This is a genomic window from Caulobacter sp. GW821-FHT10A10 (assembly GCF_059415745.1).
The window spans coordinates 399,681-417,958 of sequence record NZ_JBWKNV010000005.1; the positions used below are offsets into that span (position 1 = coordinate 399,681).

The 18,278-nt window shown below is 68.6% G+C and carries 17 protein-coding genes and 1 pseudogene; 3 read left to right on the forward strand and 15 right to left on the reverse strand.

All coding sequences use genetic code 11. The features are described from left to right. Positions 1-122: 122 nt before the first annotated feature. The 11 genes and pseudogenes from rpsD to AC07NS_RS16255 all read right to left on the reverse strand — a co-directional run bounded on the left by rpsD (position 123) and on the right by AC07NS_RS16255 (position 6,089). The gene (rpsD, locus tag AC07NS_RS16205; protein ID WP_110121502.1) at positions 123-740 is read right to left on the reverse strand and encodes a 30S ribosomal protein S4; all 618 of its coding nucleotides are present in this window, start codon (positions 738-740) and stop codon (positions 123-125) included. Positions 741-826: 86 nt separating this feature from the next. After that, positions 827-1,333, reverse strand: a complete 507-nt coding sequence (locus tag AC07NS_RS16210) for a biopolymer transporter ExbD (RefSeq protein ID WP_494604821.1) — start codon at positions 1,331-1,333, stop codon at positions 827-829. Between the two features lie 46 nt (positions 1,334-1,379). Further along, complete coding sequence (locus AC07NS_RS16215; protein ID WP_494604823.1) at positions 1,380-1,754, reverse strand: ExbD/TolR family protein; 375 nt, start codon at positions 1,752-1,754, stop codon at positions 1,380-1,382. Next, complete coding sequence (locus AC07NS_RS16220) at positions 1,754-2,170, reverse strand: ExbD/TolR family protein (protein ID WP_494604825.1); 417 nt, start codon at positions 2,168-2,170, stop codon at positions 1,754-1,756. The genes AC07NS_RS16215 and AC07NS_RS16220 overlap by 1 nt, the downstream gene beginning before the upstream one ends. Then, positions 2,170-2,556 carry a biopolymer transporter ExbD gene (locus AC07NS_RS16225; RefSeq protein ID WP_494604827.1) on the reverse strand — a complete coding sequence of 129 codons (387 nt, stop codon included), beginning with the start codon at positions 2,554-2,556 and terminating at the stop codon, positions 2,170-2,172. The genes AC07NS_RS16220 and AC07NS_RS16225 overlap by 1 nt, the downstream gene beginning before the upstream one ends. An 11-nt stretch (positions 2,557-2,567) precedes the next feature. After that, positions 2,568-2,984: an ExbD/TolR family protein gene (locus AC07NS_RS16230; RefSeq protein ID WP_494604829.1), complete on the reverse strand. Its 417-nt coding sequence runs from the start codon at positions 2,982-2,984 to the stop codon at positions 2,568-2,570. A 57-nt stretch (positions 2,985-3,041) separates the two neighbouring features. Beyond that, positions 3,042-3,431 carry a hypothetical protein gene (locus AC07NS_RS16235; protein WP_487287884.1) on the reverse strand — a complete coding sequence of 130 codons (390 nt, stop codon included), beginning with the start codon at positions 3,429-3,431 and terminating at the stop codon, positions 3,042-3,044. Between the two features lie 82 nt (positions 3,432-3,513). Next, positions 3,514-3,750, reverse strand: a pseudogene (locus AC07NS_RS16240) (type II toxin-antitoxin system RelE/ParE family toxin); the annotation flags it as partial. A 17-nt stretch (positions 3,751-3,767) separates the two neighbouring features. After that, positions 3,768-3,944: an antitoxin gene (locus tag AC07NS_RS16245; protein ID WP_487287886.1), complete on the reverse strand. Its 177-nt coding sequence runs from the start codon at positions 3,942-3,944 to the stop codon at positions 3,768-3,770. A gap of 41 nt (positions 3,945-3,985) precedes the next feature. After that, on the reverse strand, positions 3,986-4,819 hold the full coding sequence (gene fghA / locus AC07NS_RS16250) for an S-formylglutathione hydrolase (RefSeq protein WP_494604831.1): 834 nt from the start codon (positions 4,817-4,819) through the stop codon (positions 3,986-3,988). A 160-nt stretch (positions 4,820-4,979) separates the two neighbouring features. Beyond that, on the reverse strand, positions 4,980-6,089 hold the full coding sequence (locus AC07NS_RS16255) for an S-(hydroxymethyl)glutathione dehydrogenase/class III alcohol dehydrogenase (RefSeq protein ID WP_494604832.1): 1,110 nt from the start codon (positions 6,087-6,089) through the stop codon (positions 4,980-4,982). Positions 6,090-6,205: 116 nt separating this feature from the next. Between AC07NS_RS16255 and AC07NS_RS16260 the strand changes: the two genes are divergently transcribed. Next, positions 6,206-7,087 carry a LysR family transcriptional regulator gene (locus tag AC07NS_RS16260; RefSeq protein ID WP_494604834.1) on the forward strand — a complete coding sequence of 294 codons (882 nt, stop codon included), beginning with the start codon at positions 6,206-6,208 and terminating at the stop codon, positions 7,085-7,087. A 142-nt stretch (positions 7,088-7,229) separates the two neighbouring features. On the opposite strand, the gene AC07NS_RS16265 is transcribed toward AC07NS_RS16260, so the two are convergent. The 3 genes from AC07NS_RS16265 to AC07NS_RS16275 form a co-directional block, all read right to left on the reverse strand. Then, positions 7,230-8,702, reverse strand: coding sequence for an OmpP1/FadL family transporter (locus AC07NS_RS16265; RefSeq protein ID WP_494604836.1), 1,473 nt, complete (start codon positions 8,700-8,702; stop codon positions 7,230-7,232). Positions 8,703-8,863: 161 nt separating this feature from the next. After that, positions 8,864-11,746 carry a TonB-dependent receptor gene (locus AC07NS_RS16270; protein WP_494604838.1) on the reverse strand — a complete coding sequence of 961 codons (2,883 nt, stop codon included), beginning with the start codon at positions 11,744-11,746 and terminating at the stop codon, positions 8,864-8,866. A 160-nt stretch (positions 11,747-11,906) separates the two neighbouring features. Continuing rightward, positions 11,907-12,710, reverse strand: a complete 804-nt coding sequence (locus tag AC07NS_RS16275; protein WP_494604840.1) for an RNA methyltransferase — start codon at positions 12,708-12,710, stop codon at positions 11,907-11,909. A 97-nt stretch (positions 12,711-12,807) separates the two neighbouring features. On the opposite strand from AC07NS_RS16275, the gene AC07NS_RS16280 reads away from it, so the two are divergent. Continuing rightward, a complete protein-coding gene (locus AC07NS_RS16280; RefSeq protein WP_494604842.1) occupies positions 12,808-13,815 on the forward strand; it encodes a serine hydrolase in 1,008 nt (335 codons plus the stop codon). 221 nt (positions 13,816-14,036) lie between these two features. Here AC07NS_RS16280 and AC07NS_RS16285 read toward each other — a convergent pair whose 3' ends face one another. Then, positions 14,037-16,547 carry an ATP-binding protein gene (locus tag AC07NS_RS16285; RefSeq protein WP_494604844.1) on the reverse strand — a complete coding sequence of 837 codons (2,511 nt, stop codon included), beginning with the start codon at positions 16,545-16,547 and terminating at the stop codon, positions 14,037-14,039. Between the two features lie 230 nt (positions 16,548-16,777). Here AC07NS_RS16285 and AC07NS_RS16290 point away from each other — a divergent pair, with 230 nt between their 5' ends. Further along, entirely contained in the window at positions 16,778-17,992 is a 1,215-nt protein-coding gene (locus tag AC07NS_RS16290; RefSeq protein WP_110121515.1) for an NADP-dependent isocitrate dehydrogenase, read from the forward strand. The last annotated feature ends 286 nt before the right edge of the window (positions 17,993-18,278 follow it).

Below are 18,278 nucleotides of genomic sequence, written 5' to 3' on the forward strand. Positions count from 1 at the left end.
CCCCTCACCCGACCTCGCTCCGCGAGGCCACCCTCTCCCGCAAGGGGAGAGGGATTCTGGAAACAAAAAAGGCCCCGGATCGCTCCGGGGCCTTTTCCGATCTCTTGCGAGTTCGACGCGTCTTACGAAGCGTAGAATTCGACGACGAGGTTCGGTTCCATCTTCACCGGGTACGGAACTTCCGACAGTTCCGGAGCGCGGACGAAGGTGGCCGACAGGCCCTTGGCGTCGACCGAGACGTACTCGGCGAAGTCACGCTCGTTCGAGGCGACGGCTTCGAGCACGAGAGCCATGTTGCGCGACTTTTCGCGGACCGCGATCACGTCGCCCGGCTTGCAGCGGTACGAAGCGATGTTCACGCGCTTGCCGTTCACGGTCACGTGGCCGTGGTTCACGAACTGGCGGGCGGCGAACACGGTCGGCACGAACTTGGCGCGGTAGACGATGGCGTCCAGGCGCGACTCGAGCAGCGCGATCAGGTTTTCCGAGGTGTTGCCCTTGCGGCGGGCGGCTTCCTCGTAGGTGCGCGAGAATTGCTTCTCGGTCAGGTTACCGTAGTAGCCCTTCAGCTTTTGCTTGGCGCGCAGCTGCAGACCGAAGTCCGACACCTTGCTCTTGCGACGCTGGCCGTGCTGGCCCGGGCCGTAGGAACGCTGGTTGACGGGGGACTTCGGACGGCCCCACAGGTTTTCACCCATGCGGCGGTCGATCTTGTACTTGGCGCTATGGCGCTTCGACATAGGTCGGTCTTTCAATCGATCCGGGCCGGCTCCCCCTTAAGGAGGTGCGATCTCAACGGCGGCTTCGGGTCAAATCCGTCATAAGGTCATCGCGCCGCGCGGCGAGCCGGCGGCGTGAAGGCGCGGGTTATGACGTAGGGGGCCGGGGGAGTCAATCCGACCGCGGCAGCCCAGTCGGGCGTCTGAGTGAACTGCAGACGATCCCCGCCGGCTGCCCGTACCGCCCGGTAGACCCGCATGACGTCGGCATGGCTCGCATCGGGATCGGCCTCGATCATCACCGCCCCCACCGTGATCCGGCTGCGCTTCAGATCGGCGACGATGGCGCCCAGATCGTCGGGCGCGCTTGACCGCAGGATTCGTCCGTCGCTGGCGAACCTGACAGCCTCTCCGCCCGCCGCGACATGTATGATGAATGGCTCTTTGCACTTGCAAGCCTGCAACGGCGGCGGCTCGAGCGACAACAGTTCGGCGCTCTCGCCCGAGGATGAGGCAACGGCTCCCGCCGTCACCGCCAGAAGCACGCCAATCATCGGCGCCAGATTCATCGCCTTTATCGGCTCGCCGGCGAAACGTCCGGCCAGCCGCGCCATCAGTGAAGATCCTCATTGATCATGCGCGGTCGCAGGCCTGCGGATTTCACCGCCTCGACATGGCCATGAAGCGGGCGAAGGGAACCTCGCCGTCGGCGCGAACATCGACGATCGCATCGGGGTGGACGGACGCCAGCGTCCGTAGGCGCGCGGTGATGTCGGCGGGAGCGGTCTCGATCTCATCCCCGCCATGAACGAGGAAGTAGCGGCCTTCGTGCAGAGACAGGAACGTCGCCTGGCGGCCCGGAAAGCAGTTCATGTGGGAGAACGCCGGCGGAAGCGTCAGTTCGACCTGCGGCGCGGCCGGCGGCCGGGCGACGATCAGCGTCGCGGCGAACAGGCCCAGCAGAACGCCAACCAGCGGCGCGACGTTGGGCGCGGCCATCGGCTCGCCCGCGAACCTCCCCGCCAGCCGCGCCATCAGTGAAGGTCCTCGTTGATGAAGCCGGCCTTCAGCCCGACGTCGGCCAGGCCCCGCACCACGGCGGCCACGGCCTCATAGCGCACGTCGGCGTCGGCGCGGATCATCACGAACCTGAGACCATGCTCGCGCGCCTCCCGGGCCGCGTCGGCCACGGCGGCGTCCGGACCGGCCATACGGGTCGCCCCCACATAGGTCTGACCGTCACGCTGGATGGAGATGTAGACGCCCTGCGGCCAGTCGACGCCCGGCGGCGGTCCCATGTTGCACACCGGAGCGTCGATATTGACGCCCTTCTCGAGATTGACGGCCGAGGCCGCCACCATCGCGAACACGGCCAGCAGCACGCCGATCATCGGCGCCAGGTTCATCGCCTTCAGCGGCTCGCCCGCGAACCGTCCCGCCAGCCGCGCCATCAGCTTGACCTTTCACGGACAAGATCGACGCCGACCCCGGCGCGTCCCGCCGCCTCGACCAACGGCCGGATGGAACCATAGGCGACATCGGGTCCGGCCCGCACGGCCAGTCGCTGGTCGGCGGCGGCGAGCCTGGCCAGCGCCGCGTCCAATCCGTTCCGCCCGACCACGCGCCCGTCAAGGCGATAGGCGCCGTCCGCTTCGACGACCAACTGAACCGACTGCCGAAGGGGGTGGCAATTCATGTAGGCGGCCGGCGGCAGCTCCAGGCTCGTCGTCGGCTCGGTCGCGCCGGCCAGGCCAGCAGCGCCGGCGAACAGCGCCAGCAGCACGCCGACCAGCGGCGTCAAGTTCGGCGCGGCCACGAGACGCGCGGAACGGGTCACGCCGGCCAGCCTCATGCAGCCATCCAGTCGGGCAGGAAAGTGATCCGGATACGGGTCTCCTTCAGCAGAGCGATGGCGGCCCGAACTTGGGCGTAGGGCATGTCCTCGGAAGCCCGGACATAGACCATGCTCGCGCCCCGCGCGGCGACCAGGGCCTTGACCCTGGCCGGCACGGCGTCGCGGGCCACGACCTGGCCGTCGACGGCGTAGCGACCGTCGCCCAGGACCGACACCACGGTGCGCGGCGGCTCGACGTAATGGGGAGGCGGCATGGTGCAGCTGGGCAGTTGCACCGGCAGGAGCGTCTCGGTCGCGCCACCGGTCGCGGCCAACACCGCGAGCACGACCATCAGGACGGGAACCAGCGGCGCCAGATTGACCGCCGCCATCGGCTTGCCTTCGAACCGTCCCGTCAGCCTCTGGGCCATCCGCGCCTCTCTCTCGAAACGAGAGTGGCGCGGCGACGAAAGACTGACAAGCGTAATTTACGGCCGCTGCAACGGGTTGCGCACGCGGATGCGGTCGTTGCGCTGCACGCCCAGGCCGTCGAGGTCGAAGCGCACGTCCTTGCCCTCGGGCACGAGGGCGCGGCACAGGTCCGGACGCTCGCGGACCAGGGTGATGGCGACGACGGAGTCGCGGCGGTTGGCCTCGACCTTGAAGTCCTCGGCCTTGGTGCAGCCGTTCGACGACACCCGGGCCACCAGCTCGCCCTTCTCCAGGCCGACGGCGTAGATCGACTCCAGGTCGTCGCTGTCGTTGATCTTGACGGTGACGTCGCGCTTGCCGCCGTGGTCGGCGTCGATGATGACGCAGGCCGAGGTCGACAGGCCCGCGGCCATCACCAGGGCCAGGACGGCCAGTTTCTTCTGCATGTTTAGCACCCCTCAGCGGCCGAACTTGGCCTTGGCGGAGAGGAACGTTCGGCGGCTGAACCCGGGATGAATTACCGAAAGTTCACAACCGCGCCGCGTGGCGAATGCGGATGATGGTCACGACACCGCCGCCGACGTGATAGCGGATCAGATACGGCGGCACGATCGTCAACTCACGCAAGGTCGCCGTGGCTAGCCGTCCACGAAGGGCATGGTCGGCGAGGCTATCGCCCGCCTTCTTCAGGCGAATGGCCATGCGCTGAGCCGCGAGCGGGCTGAACTGACCGATATAGGATCGGATCGCCGACAGGTCGGCGAGCGCTCGCGAAGTTCAGACTACTTGCGCCAAGCCGCCGGAGCCGGCTGCTCGCCCGGCTTGCCCCAAGTGTCGAGCCAAGCCGCCACCTCTTCATGAGGCACCACTCGGCCGGCCGCCATGTCAGCCAGCCCTTCGGCGTCAGCCGCAGCCTCGGCTTCGTCATCCAGCTCGAAAATGGACGCTTCGATATCCATGCCCGAAGTCTACCACAGGATAGCCAGCCTTCAACGAGGGCTCAAAGCCGCCCCGCGTGCCAGTCGATGTGGTCGCCGATGAACGTGGCGATGAAGAAGTAGCTGTGGTCGTAGCCTTCCTGGCGGCGGACGGTGACCTTCAGCCGGGCCTCGGCGCCGGCCTCTTCCAACAGCTGCGGCTTCAGCTGGTTTTCCAGGAAATTGTCGGCCAGGCCCTGGTCGACCAGGATCTCGTCGAAGCCCTGGCCGAAACCGTCCTCGATCAGGGCGCAGGCGTCGTGGGCCCGCCAGGCGGCGCGGTCGGAGCCGAGATAGGCGGTCAGCGCCTTGTCGCCCCACGGGCAGTTCAGGGGCGAGACGATCGGCGAGAAGGCGCTGACCGACTTGAAGAGTTCCGGATTGCGCAGGGCGATGGTCAGGGCGCCGTGGCCGCCCATAGAGTGGCCGAAGATCCCCCGCCGGGCCGGATCCAGCGGGAAGGCGCCATCGACGGCCTCCAGCAGGTCCCTGGTGACATAGGAATACATCTGGAAGTGCGGCGCCCACGGCGCTTCGGTCGCGTCGACATAGAAGCCAGCGCCCTGCCCCAGGTCGTAGGCCGGATCGTCGGCGACGCCTTCCCCGCGCGGGCTGGTGTCGGGCGCGACGATGGCGATCCCGTGCCTTGCCGCCCAGGCATAGGCCCCGGCCTTGGTGGTGAAGTTGTCTTCGGTGCAGGTCAGGCCCGACAGCCAGACGAGATAGGGGAACGGCCCCTGCCCGTCCGGCGTCCACACCGTGAACTTCATCGGCGTGCCGGTGCTGGCGCTGTCGTGCCGGCAGTAGCGCAGGGTCCCGCCCTGGGTGCGGTGGGTGGCGAGGGTTTCGACGGTCATGGCGCGCGTCTCCCCCTTCCCCCTTGATGGGGGAAGGGTCGGGGATGGGGGTGAACTGCGGCGGCGGACGTCACCACGACCGCGCCAAATCCTGAAACGGGGGCGTCACCCCCACCCCTGCCCCTCCCCCATCGAGGGGGAGGGGTGGAGCTTGAAGACCTTAGAACGTCACAACCGTCCGGATGCTCTCGCCCGCGTGCATCAGGTCGAAGGCCTCGTTGATGCGCTCCAGCGGCAGGACGTGGGTGATCATCGGGTCGATCTGGATCTTTCCGTCCATGTACCAGTCGACGATCTTCGGCGTGTCGGTGCGGCCGCGGGCGCCGCCGAAGGCCGTGCCCTTCCAGACCCGGCCGGTGACCAGCTGGAACGGACGGGTGGCGATCTCCTTGCCCGCCTCGGCCACGCCGATGATGATGCTCTCGCCCCAGCCGCGGTGGCAGGCTTCCAGCGCGGTGCGCATGACGCCGGTGTTGCCGGTGGCGTCGAAGGTGTAGTCGGCGCCGCCGTCGGTCAGGGCCACCAGGTGGGCGACCAGGTCGCCCGACACGTCCTTCGGATTGACGAAGTGGGTCATGCCAAACTTGCGGCCCCATTCCTCGCGGTCGGGGTTGATGTCGACGCCGACGATCATGTTGGCGCCCACCAGCTTCAGGCCCTGGATGACGTTGAGGCCGATGCCGCCCAGGCCGAAGACGATGGCGTTGGCGCCCGGCTCGACCTTGGCGGTGTTGGTCACCGCGCCGACGCCGGTGGTCACGCCGCAGCCGCAGTAGCAGGCGGTCTTGAACGGGGCGTCCTTGCGGATGCGGGCCACGGCGATCTCGGGCAGCACGGTGTAGTTCGAGAAGGTCGAGCAGCCCATGTAGTGGTGGATGGTCTGGCCCTTGTAGGAGAAGCGGCTGGTGCCGTCCGGCATCAGGCCCTTTCCTTGCGTGGCGCGGATGGCCGTGCAGAGGTTGGTCTTGCCCGAGAGGCAGCTTTTGCACTGGCGGCATTCGGGCGTGTAGAGCGGGATCACGTGGTCGCCGACCGCCAGGCTGGTGACGCCCGCGCCGACCTCGACCACCACGCCCGCGCCCTCGTGGCCCAGGATCGACGGGAACAGGCCTTCGCTGTCCAGGCCGTCGAGGGTGTAGGCGTCGGTGTGGCAGACGCCGGTGGCCTTGATCTCGATCAGGACTTCGCCGGCCTTGGGCCCTTCGAGGTCGACCTCGACGATCTCCAGCGGCTTCTTGGCTTCGAAAGCGACGGCGGCGCGGGTCTTCATCGTGGGGCTCCGATCGAACTTGAGCGCCTGTGGTACGCCGATGCGCGCGCCGCGATAATCCCAATTGATGCAAAACATTGTTGCCATGAAGGGACAATGAGCGCACCACCGCCGCCATGGGCGCCTGGGACGGCATCGACGAATTCGTGGCCACGGCCGAGGCCGAGAGCTTCTCCCAGGCCGCGCGGCGACTGGGCCTGTCGACCTCCGGCGTCAGCCGCGAGGTGGCGCGGCTGGAGGAGCGCCTTCAGACCCGCCTGCTCTATCGCACCACCCGCCGCGTCAGCCTGACCGACGCCGGCCGCGCCTTCCTGGCCCGCTGCCGCCAGCTGATCCACGACCGCGACGAAGCCCTCGCCGCCGTCGGCGAGGAGGACGGCGAGGTCAAGGGCCTGCTGCGCATGACCTGCTCGACGGCCTATGGCGAGCGCTACGTCGTCCCGGCGGTCAACGCCTTCGTCCTGGCCCACCCGCGACTGTCTGTGCACATCGAGTTGGACGACGCGGTGCGCGACATCGTCAGCGAGGGCTTCGACCTGGCCATCCGCTTCGGCCGCCTGACCGACAGCCGCCTGATCGCCAAGCGCCTGACCTCGCGCACCCGCCGGCTTTGCGCCGCCCCGGCCTATCTGGCGCAAGCCGGCACGCCGCGCACGATCGCCGAACTGGACGGCCACGCCTGCGTGCTGGGCGCGGTCGACGCCTGGCCGTTCCGCGATCCGGGGCCGGACGGCGACCGCGAGATCGTCTTCAAGCCCCAGGGCCGCTGGCGCTGCAACAGCGGCCAGGCGGTGCTGGACGCCACCCTGCAGGGCCTGGGGATCTGCCAGCTGCCCAACTTCTACGTCGACGCCGCCGTCGCCGAGGGGCGGCTGGTCCCGCTGCTGGAGGATTGCCTGCCGGCCGACGAGGGCGTGTGGGCGGTCTATCCGCACCTGCGCCTGCTGCCGGCCAAGGTGCGGCTGCTGGTGGAGCACCTGGAGCGGGGGTTGGGGTGATATCTCCCTTCCCCCTGGATGGGGGAAGGGTCGGGGATGGGGGTGATCTGCTGAGCCGGCCTTCGCACCAAGTCCAGCCGCCCCCGGTCACCCCCACCCCTGCCCCTCCCCCATCAAGGGGGAGGGGTGGAGTTGTGCTTCCTCAGAACGCGATCCGCGCTCCGCCGCCGATCACGATGCCCTTCCCTTCCGAGCGCCCACGCAGCGAGAGCTCCATCGGGAAGGCGGTGCCGTCGTACAGGGTCTGGTCGGCGTGGATCACGCTGTCCTTCAGCTTGATGTACGAGGCCCCCAGGTCGAGGTTGATGTTGCGCTTGGGGGTGACCGTCGCGCCGAGGCTGTAGATCATCCGGTCGCCGTCGGGCACGCGGGCGTCGCGGTACTGGTCGTTGGTGGGGGTCGGGTCCTTCTGGACGCCGGCCCGCAGGGCCAGCCACTTCGTCGCCTGGTAGTCGACGCCGACGGCGACGTTGGTGGTGTCCTTGTAGAACTCGTTGACGACGATCTGCTTGGGCAGCAGCGCGCCCGGCAGCAGCTGGCCCGCGCCTTTCAGGTCGACGGTAACGGTGTCGAAGTCGCTCCAGCCGAAGCGCTGCACCTGGGCGTGGACGGCCAGCTTGCGCGTCGGCTTGGCCGTCACCCCGGCCGTGGCGATCCAGGGCGTCGAGAAGCTGGTCGTCGCCTCCTGCTGGCTGGTGACCAGCGAGAACGGCCCCTGGAAGCCGTAGATCGCCACCGTGCCGTCCAGCTCGTGCTTGTAGCCGGAGCGGTAGGAGCCGGCGACGACCAGGCGGTCGCCCGGATGGACCTGGAAGCCGGCGTTCCAGCCATAGCGGATGTCCTCGCCCTTGACCTCGATCTTGCCGTCCGGGAACGGCGCGGTCAGGTCGGGCCCCATCTGGCTGAAGGTGGCGTCGAAATAGTCGATGTTGCCGCCGCCGCCGACGCTGAGCCAGTCGGTGACCCGATAGGCCAGGGCCGTCTGCATGTTGATGTTCAGGAACCGCGACTTGATGGCGTTGTAGCGCACCCAGCTGTCGCCGTCGTAGGTGGTCACGGCGTTGAACGGGGCGTTGATCCCCACGCCGAGCGACAGGCGGCTGGTCAGCGGCATGGCGAAGGCGAAGTTGGGCACGATCGACTTGGGGATCGGGTTCTTGGCCACCGAATTGCCCCCCACCGCCAAGGCCGGCTGCAAGGGGATGTTGGGCAGGCTCTCCAGAGTGGGGATCAGCACGCCGTTGGTCAGGCCCGGCAGCACGCCGCTGAGCAGGCCGGTGACCCCGTTCGGCAGGCCCGGGATCGACGTGCCCAGCACGGCGGGAATGTTCAGGGTCGGCCGTTGCAGGGTCGAGCCCTCGTCGGTCACCTCGCCGGTGACGAAGATGCCCGCCGCGCCGGTGTAGAGCTCCTTGTCCTCGATCCGGCCGATGGCGGCGGGGTTCCAGAACATCGCCGAGGCGCCGACGTCGGTGGACTCGCCCGAATAGGCGCGACCCATGCCCTTCACCGACTGCTCCTGGATATAGAAGGCGCCCGCGAAGGCGTGTCCGGCGCAGACGACCGCGCACACGGCCGCGCTCACGGCGAGCCGTGTCTTCAGGTGCTTGCTCACGCTGATTCCTCCCTGCGACTCCCGCATTTTCAGGAGCTCAGCCGGGCAACGCAGGTCACCGCCAAAGAGTTCCGACGCGTTACGTTACGTCATTACTCGCGAAGACTGGACACAATTGCGCCATCATCATGAACCGTGCAGCCTCACCCTTTCTGAAGGGGTCACAGCACCTTGCGCAAGCTGAAGCGTACGGTGCGGCCGAGGGGGTCCATGTAGTCTTCCTGATAGGCCTGAGGCGTCACGCCCTGGTCGTTGACCACCCGCTGCTTGGTGTCGAACAGGTTGTCGACGCCCAGCGAGACGCGCGAGCCCTTCAGCCAGCCGAAGCGCTTGGTCCAATCCTTGTTGGTGTCGAGATCGACGAAGCCCTGCAGGCCCAGCGTCGGCAGGTCGGAGAAATAGAGGTCGTCGCCGTTCAGGCCGCCGTCCACCCAGGTGGACGAGCGCCAGTTTCCCCGCAGGGTGGCGCCCATGCCGTTGCGCGACAGGATCGCCTGGAGATAGGCCTCATGGCGCGGCGTACCGCCCCGGCGGCCCAGCGAGGCGCCGTCCAGCAGGTTCAGCGGCGCCATGCCGTCGCGGATCACCACCTCGTCCTTCAGGCGCCAGGTGTGGTTCAGCGAGATCTGCAGTCGGGTCTGGCCGGGCGGGACATTGCCGCCGCCCATCCGGGACATCATGCCGCCGCCCGACACCTGCACCCCACCGGGAGGACGCGAACCGCCCGAAGGACCGCCCGACGTCGTCGTCCGCACCGTCGCGCCCGCACTGCCTGCGCCTGATCCTGGGTTCGCGCCGCCGCTCGCTCCACCGCCCGGTGCTGGCCTTGGCGCGGGACCGGAAGCCGCCGGCGGCGGCCCGCCCCAGCGCAGATTGTAGTTCACGCCCCAGCGCAGGATCTGGTTGTCGGCGTGGGCGAAGTTCACCGGCCGGCTGTCGACCGAGATCAGCCGCCCCACCTGCGTCGGATCCGTCGAGGCCTCGCGCACGAAGCGCGAGGGGAAGGCCGCCTCCAGCTCGGGCGAGATCGACGGGAACGAGGCGATCTGGTCGTCGATGCGGCTGGCCGTGTAGTTGCCCCAGAAGAAGAAGTCGGTCTTCTCGAACGGCTTGTAGAAGAAGTTCAGCTTCACGACCTGGCGGCTGTCGGGCTTCAGGTTCGGGTTGCCGCCCTCGATGCGGGTGACGTTGACGGTGTCGCCGGTGGCGAAGTCGTACATCGCGATGTTGGGCGTCTGCACGACCGGGTCGTTGACCTGCTGCGGCGTCGGCTCGCCCTCCTCGGTGCTGTAGTTCAGCCCCAGGCTGACGCCCTTGATCGGCTGCCACTGCACCCCGCCGCCGGCGGTGACCAGGCCCCCGATGTCGGAGAACTGCTCGTAGAGCCCGTTGCCGTTCAACGACACCGAACCGATGAAGCCCAAGGGCCCGTCGCCACGGGAAAGCACCGGCAGATCGAGGCTGGCATAGGCGGTGGCGCGGTCTCGGGTCAGGTCGCGCTGAGTGGCGACGCCCGACCGGACGCTGTCGGCGTCGACCCGTCGGCTGTCGAGCCCGGTCTTGAAGGTGGCGCGCAGGCGGCCCGTCGGCAGCTCGGCCAGGGGGCCGGACGCCGTGAACTCGGCCTTGGCGTTGGTGGTGACGGAGTCGGCGGTGTCCTGGGCGTTGTAGCGCAGCAGGTTGGCCGGGATCGGTCCGAACGGGTTCACCGTCGGATCGTTGGCCTTGACCGCGGCGGTGAACAGCGAGGTGTCCACGCCCCGGCCGGTGCGGGTGGCGCTGTCGGTCAGGTCGAAATTGCCCGACAGGCTCCAGCGCCAGCCACCGAACATGCCGAGCGCCGTCGTCGCCAGCTCGATCTTGTCGGTGTCGATCTTGCGGCGCAGGGCGTCGCGTTCGTCGAGGTAGCGATAGAGATAGACGTCGCCCGCGAACGGCGAGAACGGGTTGTCGTCGTAGAGGTCCAGCTTGACGCCGGTCAGGCCCAGATAGCTGATCCGGCTGGTGCTTTCGAGATTGCCGCTGAACGACACCGTGGTCTTGCCGAAGTTGCGGCTGTAGGCGCCCTGGATCGAGCCCTCCTCGCCGCGCGGCTGCAGGGTGCGCGAGGCGGTCAGGTCGTCGGTGGCGTAGCCGCCGGCGCCGGCGACGAAGTCGGCCAAGGCCGGGCTCCCCCCTGCGAAGACGCCCGGAACGGCCGCCTTGCTCACGGTCGAGCCGACAAGGGCCGACAGGGCCGGATCGATCTCGGCGTCCGTTCCCCGGCCCAGGATGTTGCCCTGCAGGTCGTAGGGCGAACTGCTGGCGCGGACGATGTCGCGTTCCTGCTCGTAGAGCGGGGTCTCGCGGCGATAGCGGACATTGACGGTCCAGCGGGCGTCGGCGTCCACCTTGAACTGGCCGCCCCGCTGCTCGGAGAAGGTGCGGCCGCCCTCGGTGGCGAAGCGCCGCTCGTCCTCGAGGGTGCGCTGGCGGAAGTTCTTCTTGAGGATGAAGTTCAGCACCTTCTGGTCGGCGCGGTACCCATAGGCGAGAGCTTTTTCCTCGGGATAGATCTCGGCCTGCTGCACCGCCTCGGGCGGGATGCCGTTCATCTCCTGCGGGCCCGAGATGCGCTGGCCGTTGATGACGATGATCGGCGGCTCGTCGCCGCCCCGGCCGCGCGACGAGGCGGTCAGAGGCGCCAGGGCCGTGACCAGCTCCGACAGACTGCCCGCGCCGTAGGCCTGGATGTCGGCCTCGTCGAGCACCTGTTCGGGTTCGATGGGGCCTTCGGTCTTGCCGCGCGGCGCGGCGTCGACCGTCACGCCGTCGACGCTGTCGATGTCTTCGGTCGTCGCGCTGGCGGGCGCGGTCTCGGCGGGCGCGGTTTCAACAGGCGCGGCGGCAGAAGACGTCGTCGAGGATTTGGTGTCAGAGGACTTGGCCTCCGAGGCCGCGGTCTCGGCGCTCGCCGGCTCGGCGGGCTTGGTCTCGCCCGGCTGACCGCTTCCCACGGCCAAGGCGGCCGCCAGACCTTGCAGCAGCGTTCCGCCCAGCGCCATCGCCCCACTCCCCCACACGCTCCGGCTCAACCGCCAGATGCCGCCCACAACCAAACCTTGGCCGTGGATTTGGGCTGGATAGCGGCGTTTTCGCGGCTGCGAAAATTAAAGCCCTGTAAGGTGGGAAACCGGTTTCTCTGGTCCCGGAACGTGGGAGTTTCTACTCCTCCTTCGCCGCTTTCTGGGCGGCCAGCTTGGCCAGCACCCGACCGCGCCCCTTCGACAGGGCGGTGATCACCCCCCGGAACGTGCGGACCTCCTGGTCGGTCAGGCGGGCGCGGGCCAGCGGGACGCGCAGGTTGCGCACCATCGACGGCCTCTTCTCGGGCGGATGGTAGAAACCGGCCTTGTCCAGCTCGCCTTCCAGATGCTCGTAGAGGCCCTGCATCGCGGCCTGGTCGGCCGGTCCCTCGACGTTCAGCTCGAACTTCTTCCAGGGACGGTCGTCGACCGTCATCTTCCATTCGTAGGCGTTGATCGACACGGCCTGGGCCAGGTTCAGCGATCGGAAGCGCTCGTCGATCGGGATCGAGACGATGGCCTGGCACAGGGCGATGTCGTCGGTCTCCAGCCCGGCGCGCTCGCCGCCGAACAGCAGGCCGACCTTGCGGCCCTGCTCGACCTCGGTCGCCAGGTGGCCGGCGGATTCCCGCGGGGTGTAGACCGGCAGGCGGGTCTCGCGCGGACGGGCCGTGGTGGCGTAGACCAGATGCAGGTCGGCGATGGCCTCGGCCAAGCTGCCGAACACCTTGGCGTCGTCCAGCGGCCAGCTGGCGCCCGAGGCGCTGGCCCAGGCCCGCTCCTGCGGCCAGCCGTCGCGCGGATTGACCAGCCGCAGCTCGTAGAGGCCGAAATTGGCCATCACCCGCGCCACCGCGCCGATGTTCTCGGCCAGCTGCGGAGCGCTGAGGATCACGCACGGCGGGGTGCGGACGACGTCTTGCGAGGCGATTTCGGTGGTCATGGGCGTCCCTTTGCCGCCGCGGCGCGCCTTCGCGCAAGTCCGAAGCGCGTTCTGGCGCGTTTAGCCCCCGCTCACGCTTGTTCCGACCGGAGGCCCCATGCACCGCCGCGCCCTGCTCGCCGCCCTCGCCGCGCCGGCCCTGGCTGGGACGCTGGCGGCCTGCCGCGGCCGCTCGCAGGCCGATCCGGCCTTCGATCCCGAAACCCTGAACCCCAAGCTGGCGGCCCTGGCCGAGCGGGCCCGTCCCGGCATCCTCGGCGTCGCGGCCCAGGACCTGACCACCGCCCAGCGCATCGCCGTCGCTGGCGACCGCCCCTTCCCGCTGGACGGGGCCTGGAAGGCGGCCCTGGGCGCGGCGGTGCTGTCGGAGATCGAGGCCAAGGCCCTGTCGCCATCCGAGACCCTGGCCATCGAGGACGTCGACCTGTCGCCGCCGCCCGGCGCCGTGGCCGACGCCTGGCCCGCCCACGGCCGCTACACGGTCGAGGAGTTGCTGAAGCGCGCCGTGGCCCTGTCCGACAACACCGCCGCCGACGTCCTGCTCAAGCGGATCGGCGGCCCTGGCGCGGTCACCGCCTGGCTCGAACTGCGCAAGGTCGAGGGCGTGCGGCTGGACCGCTACGCCCGCCAGCTCTTGCCCGAACAAGCGGGCACGGCCTCGTTTCGCGCCGACTGGAAGGGTCAGGCCTGGCGCAAAGCGGTGCTGGCGACGCCGGAGGCGCAGCGCCGCGCCGCCCAGCAGCGCTATCTCGCCGATCCGCGCGACACGGCCACGCCCCTGGGCGCGGTGCGCTTCCTCGAAGCCCTGAACCAATTCGAACTGACCAGCCAGGACGGCCGGGGCCGCCTGCTGCGCCTGATGGAGGCCGCCGCCGGCGATCGCCTGCGCCCCGCTTTGCCCGCCGGCGCCCGCCTGGCGGCCCTGACGACCTGGACGCCCTACGACCTTGGCCTCTGCGCCGCCGACGCCACCCTGGCCCTGGTCCGCCTCACCGACGGCCGCCGCTTCGCCCTGGCGATCTTCCTCAAGGCCTCGCCGCTGGAGGACGAGGATCGCAGCGCGCTGATCGTGGAGGTGGCGCGGACGGTGCTGGCGGGGGTGTAAATCGTCCCCTCTTCCATAGGGAGAGGGAGGGGCCCGCCGCGAAGCGGTGGGAGGGTGAGGGGTTTCACCGCCAACAAGCAAACCCACCATAGCGGCCAGCTCACCAGAGACCGAAGCCCAAGCGCCGCGCTTCATTCGGCAAGTTTGTTACCTCTCACCCTCCCACGCCTTACGGCGCGGGCCCCTCCCTCTCTCAAAGAGAGAGGGGTCTTGAGCCCCTCCTACTCCGCCGCGCTGATCTTCGTCGTCAGGCGCGTGCGGGCGCCGGCCAGGGCTTGAACCAGCAGGCCGGGATTGAGCGGCTTGGCCACGTGCAGGTCGGCGCCGGCGGCGTGGGCGGCGGCGATGTGCTCGTCCATGGCGTTGGCGGTCAGCATGATCACCAGCATCCGCCGCGCGCCAGAGGCGGCCTCGCGCGCGCGGATGGCGCGGGTGGCGGTCAGGCCGTCCATCACCGGCATCTGCATGTCCATCAGCACCGCGTCGAAGGGCTGCTCGTCCAGCGCCCGCAACGCCGCCTCGCCGTCCTCGACCATGGTCAGGTCGACGCCGAACGGCTCCAGCACGATCTCGACCACCTTGCGGTTGCCCGGATGGTCCTCGGCCACCAGCACCCGCAGGCCTTCCAGCGAGATCGGCCCGTCGTCCTCGTCGTCCTCGTGGCCGAGGGTCTCGGTCGAGGGCTGCAGCGGCAGGTCGACGATGAAGGTCGCGCCCCGTCCGGTCACGGCCCGCGCGTCGATCGAGCCGCCCATCATCTCGGCCAGGGCCGCGCAGATCGACAGGCCCAGGCCCGTGCCGCCGAACTGGCGGGTGATCGACTGGTCGGCCTGGACGAAGCGCTTGAACAGGCGCTCGCGCACAGCGTCGTCGAAGCCCACCCCAGTGTCGCTGACGCTGAAGCGGACGACGTCGCCGATCCGCTCGACCGACAGGTCCACCCCCCCGACGCTGGTGAACTTCACCGCATTGCCCAGCAGGTTCGACAGGATCTGGCTGATCCGTCCGGCGTCGCCCTCGTAGCGGCCGATCGCCTCGGGCGAGACCGACCACGAGAAGGTCAGGTTCTTGGCCTCGGCCGAGGCGCGGTGCAGCTCGGCCATGCCCGCGACCAGGGTCTCCAGGTCGAAGGGCGCGAAGGTCATCTGGAACTGACCCGCCTCGATCTTGGAGACGTCGAGGATGTCGCCCAGCACCTGCTCCAGCAGGCGCCCCGACGAGGCGACCAGGGCGGCCAGCTCGCGGCGGCGAGCAGGATCGCTCTCCTCGGCCAGGCGGTCGCCGACGGCGATGACGCCGTTCAGCGGCGTGCGCAGCTCGTGAGACATGTTAGCCAGGAACACCGACTTGGCCTGGTTGGCCTTTTCCAGCTCGCGGGTGCGGTCGGCGACGCGATCTTCCAGCGAACGCAGCAGATCGTCGTGCACTTCCCGCTGCTTGCGCAGCGCCCTGGCCAGAGCGCCGATCTCGTCGCCACGGGCCTCGATGCGGGCGGCCGCGACGCCGTCGTCCTCGCGATGGGCCTCGGCCAGGCCCCGCAGCGGCGAGACCACCTCGCGCGCCATCAGGCGATAGAGCAGCAGCAGCTGGGCGATCACCCCGACCACGCCGAACAGCAACACCCACGAGGCCGTCTTCACCGCGTTCCAGACGATCTGGTCCGAGCGGAAGGTCATCAGGAAGTACCAGTCGGGCTCCTTCATCCGACCGTAGGCCACCACCCGGTCGCCGCCCTGGTCGCGCAGGGCGCCGACGTCGCCGCCATGCTTGCGGATCTGGGCCACCAGGTCGGCCACCCGCTCGCTGGACTGCACCCGCGCCAGCTGGGCGGCGTCGACCACCCCGTCCTTGGCCAGGCCAGGCGCGGCGATCAGTTCGCCGTCGGACGAGACGATCAGGTTCTGGCCGCCCGGCAGGGCGTCGCCCACCGCCCGCAGCAGGAAAGAGTCGAGCGACAGGCTGGTGCCCCAGGCGCCGACGTGCCGCCCACCCATGTCGAAGGGCGTCATGCAGGCCGCGTTCAGCCCACGCCCGCTGGGATTGGAGATCAGCTTGCGCAACTTGGTGCACTTCATCACCCGCTGCGGATTGGCCTCCGGCCGGGTCAGCTGGGTCATCTCCTCCTTGGAGATGTCGAGCGTCGGCGGCGCGTCCTGCCGGTAGTAGAGCAGGCGATCCTTGCGCATGGGGCCGAACATCACCAGCCGCGTGTCGGGCGTGAAGAAGTAGAAGTTGTCGTAGTGGCCGATCTCGGTCTCGCCGGCGTTGGCCACCACCTCCATGGCCCCGACCAGCAGGGCCTTGTCCGCGCGGGTCAGGTCGGCGGCGTGGGGCACGAAACCGCCGATGCCATAGACATAGTGATTGCCCGTGCGGCCGCCGTCATAGAGGCGCGGGGCGGTGCGGCGGGTGCCGTCGCCGTGGTCGGGGAACAGCAGGTCGAACTGGCGGTCGATGTCGGGCTCGATGTCGCGCAGCCGGCGCAGCAGGGCCAGGCTGGAGGCGTCGTGCACCTTCACGAGGTCGGAAAACAGCCGGTCCTCGGTCTTCACCCGCTCGCCGACATATTCGGCCAGGTGACGCATCTGGGTTTCGGCCGCGCTCTGCTGGACGAAGTAGAAGGTGACCGCCGTGACCAGTCCCGTGACCGCGATCGACACCAGGGCGGCGAAGGCCAGGAGCCGTCGCGCCAGGGGCGATTTCACGTCGGTATGCCGCCACAGGCTGCTCACGCCTCTCCCCCACAGCGGCCCGCGGACGGGCCCTCCAGCACAGCCACAACCCATTAGGGCGCTGCGGCCTTGATGTCGCCTGCGGTGGAATGCCGCGCTCCGGCGCCGGACGTCCTTCGCGCAGCCTTTCCCCAACGGCCGCAACAGTCTATAGGGCTCGCCGTCCGCGCCACGTTCCGGCCCTGTGCGCCGAGCGTCAGAGCGCGCCACCGCGAGAGGAAGACCCCGCAATGGCCAAGATTAAAGTCGCCAATCCCGTCGTCGACATGGACGGCGACGAAATGACCCGGATCATCTGGAAGCTCATCAAGGATAAGCTGATCTTCCCGTATCTGGACCTGGAACTGGACTACTACGACCTGTCGGTCGAGAACCGCGACGCCACCGACGACCAGGTGACCATCGACGCGGCCAACGCGACGAAGAAGCACGGCGTGGCCGTGAAGTGCGCCACCATCACCCCCGACGAGCAACGCGTCGAGGAATTCAGCCTCAAGAAGATGTGGAAGTCGCCGAACGGCACGATCCGCAACATCCTGGGCGGCGTGATCTTCCGCGAGCCGATCATCTGCCAGAACGTGCCGCGCCTGGTGCCGGGCTGGACCCAGCCGATCATCGTCGGCCGTCACGCCTTCGGCGACCAGTACCGCGCGACCGACTTCAAGTTCCCGGGCAAGGGCACCCTGTCGATCAAGTTCGTCGGCGAAGACGGCGAGACCATCGAGCACGAAGTCTTCAAGGCTCCGGACGCCGGCGTCGCCATGGCGATGTACAACCTCGACGACTCGATCCGCGACTTCGCCCGCGCCTCGTTCGCCTACGGCCTGAACCGCGGCTACCCGGTCTATCTCTCCACGAAGAACACGATCCTCAAGGCCTATGACGGCCGCTTCAAGGACATCTTCCAGGAGATCTTCGACGCCGAATACGCCGACCAGTTCAAGGCCAAAGGCATCCACTACGAGCACCGCCTGATCGACGACATGGTCGCCTCGGCGCTGAAGTGGTCGGGCGGCTACGTCTGGGCCTGCAAGAACTACGACGGCGACGTGCAGTCGGACATCGTGGCTCAAGGCTTCGGCTCGCTGGGCCTGATGACCTCGGTGCTGATGACGCCGGACGGCAAGACGGTGGAAGCCGAAGCCGCCCACGGCACCGTCACCCGCCACTACCGCCAGCACCAGAAGGGCGAGTCGACCTCGACCAACTCGATCGCCTCGATCTTCGCCTGGACCCGCGGCCTGGCGCACCGCGCCAAGCTCGACGACAACCAGGAACTGGCCAAGTTCGCCGCCACCCTGGAAAAGGTCTGCATCGACACCGTCGAGAGCGGCTTCATGACCAAGGACCTGGCCCTGCTGGTCGGCGACAAGCAAGGCTGGCTGACCACCGAGGGCTTCCTCGACAAGATCGACGAGAACCTCCAGAAGGCCATGGCCGCCTAAGCGGTCCGAGCTTTCGGAAAGAGAAGGCCCTCCCTCGCGGGAGGGCCTTTTTCTTTGGGGGTATCGTGGCCCAGGCTTGCCGAAGCCCCCTCAAGCATCCCGTCATTCCCGCCCTTGTGGCGGGAAGCCCTCTATCAGCCGCAAGGGCGAGTGAGGCGGATCGCCAGCGATCCGCTTGCGCCTCACGTGCGAACGGAACCAGGGGTTCCCGCCACAAGGGCGGGAATGACGGGAGAAGGGGCAAAATAGCACCGGCATTAGCGCCTGCGTCCGCTTAGCGGCGCCG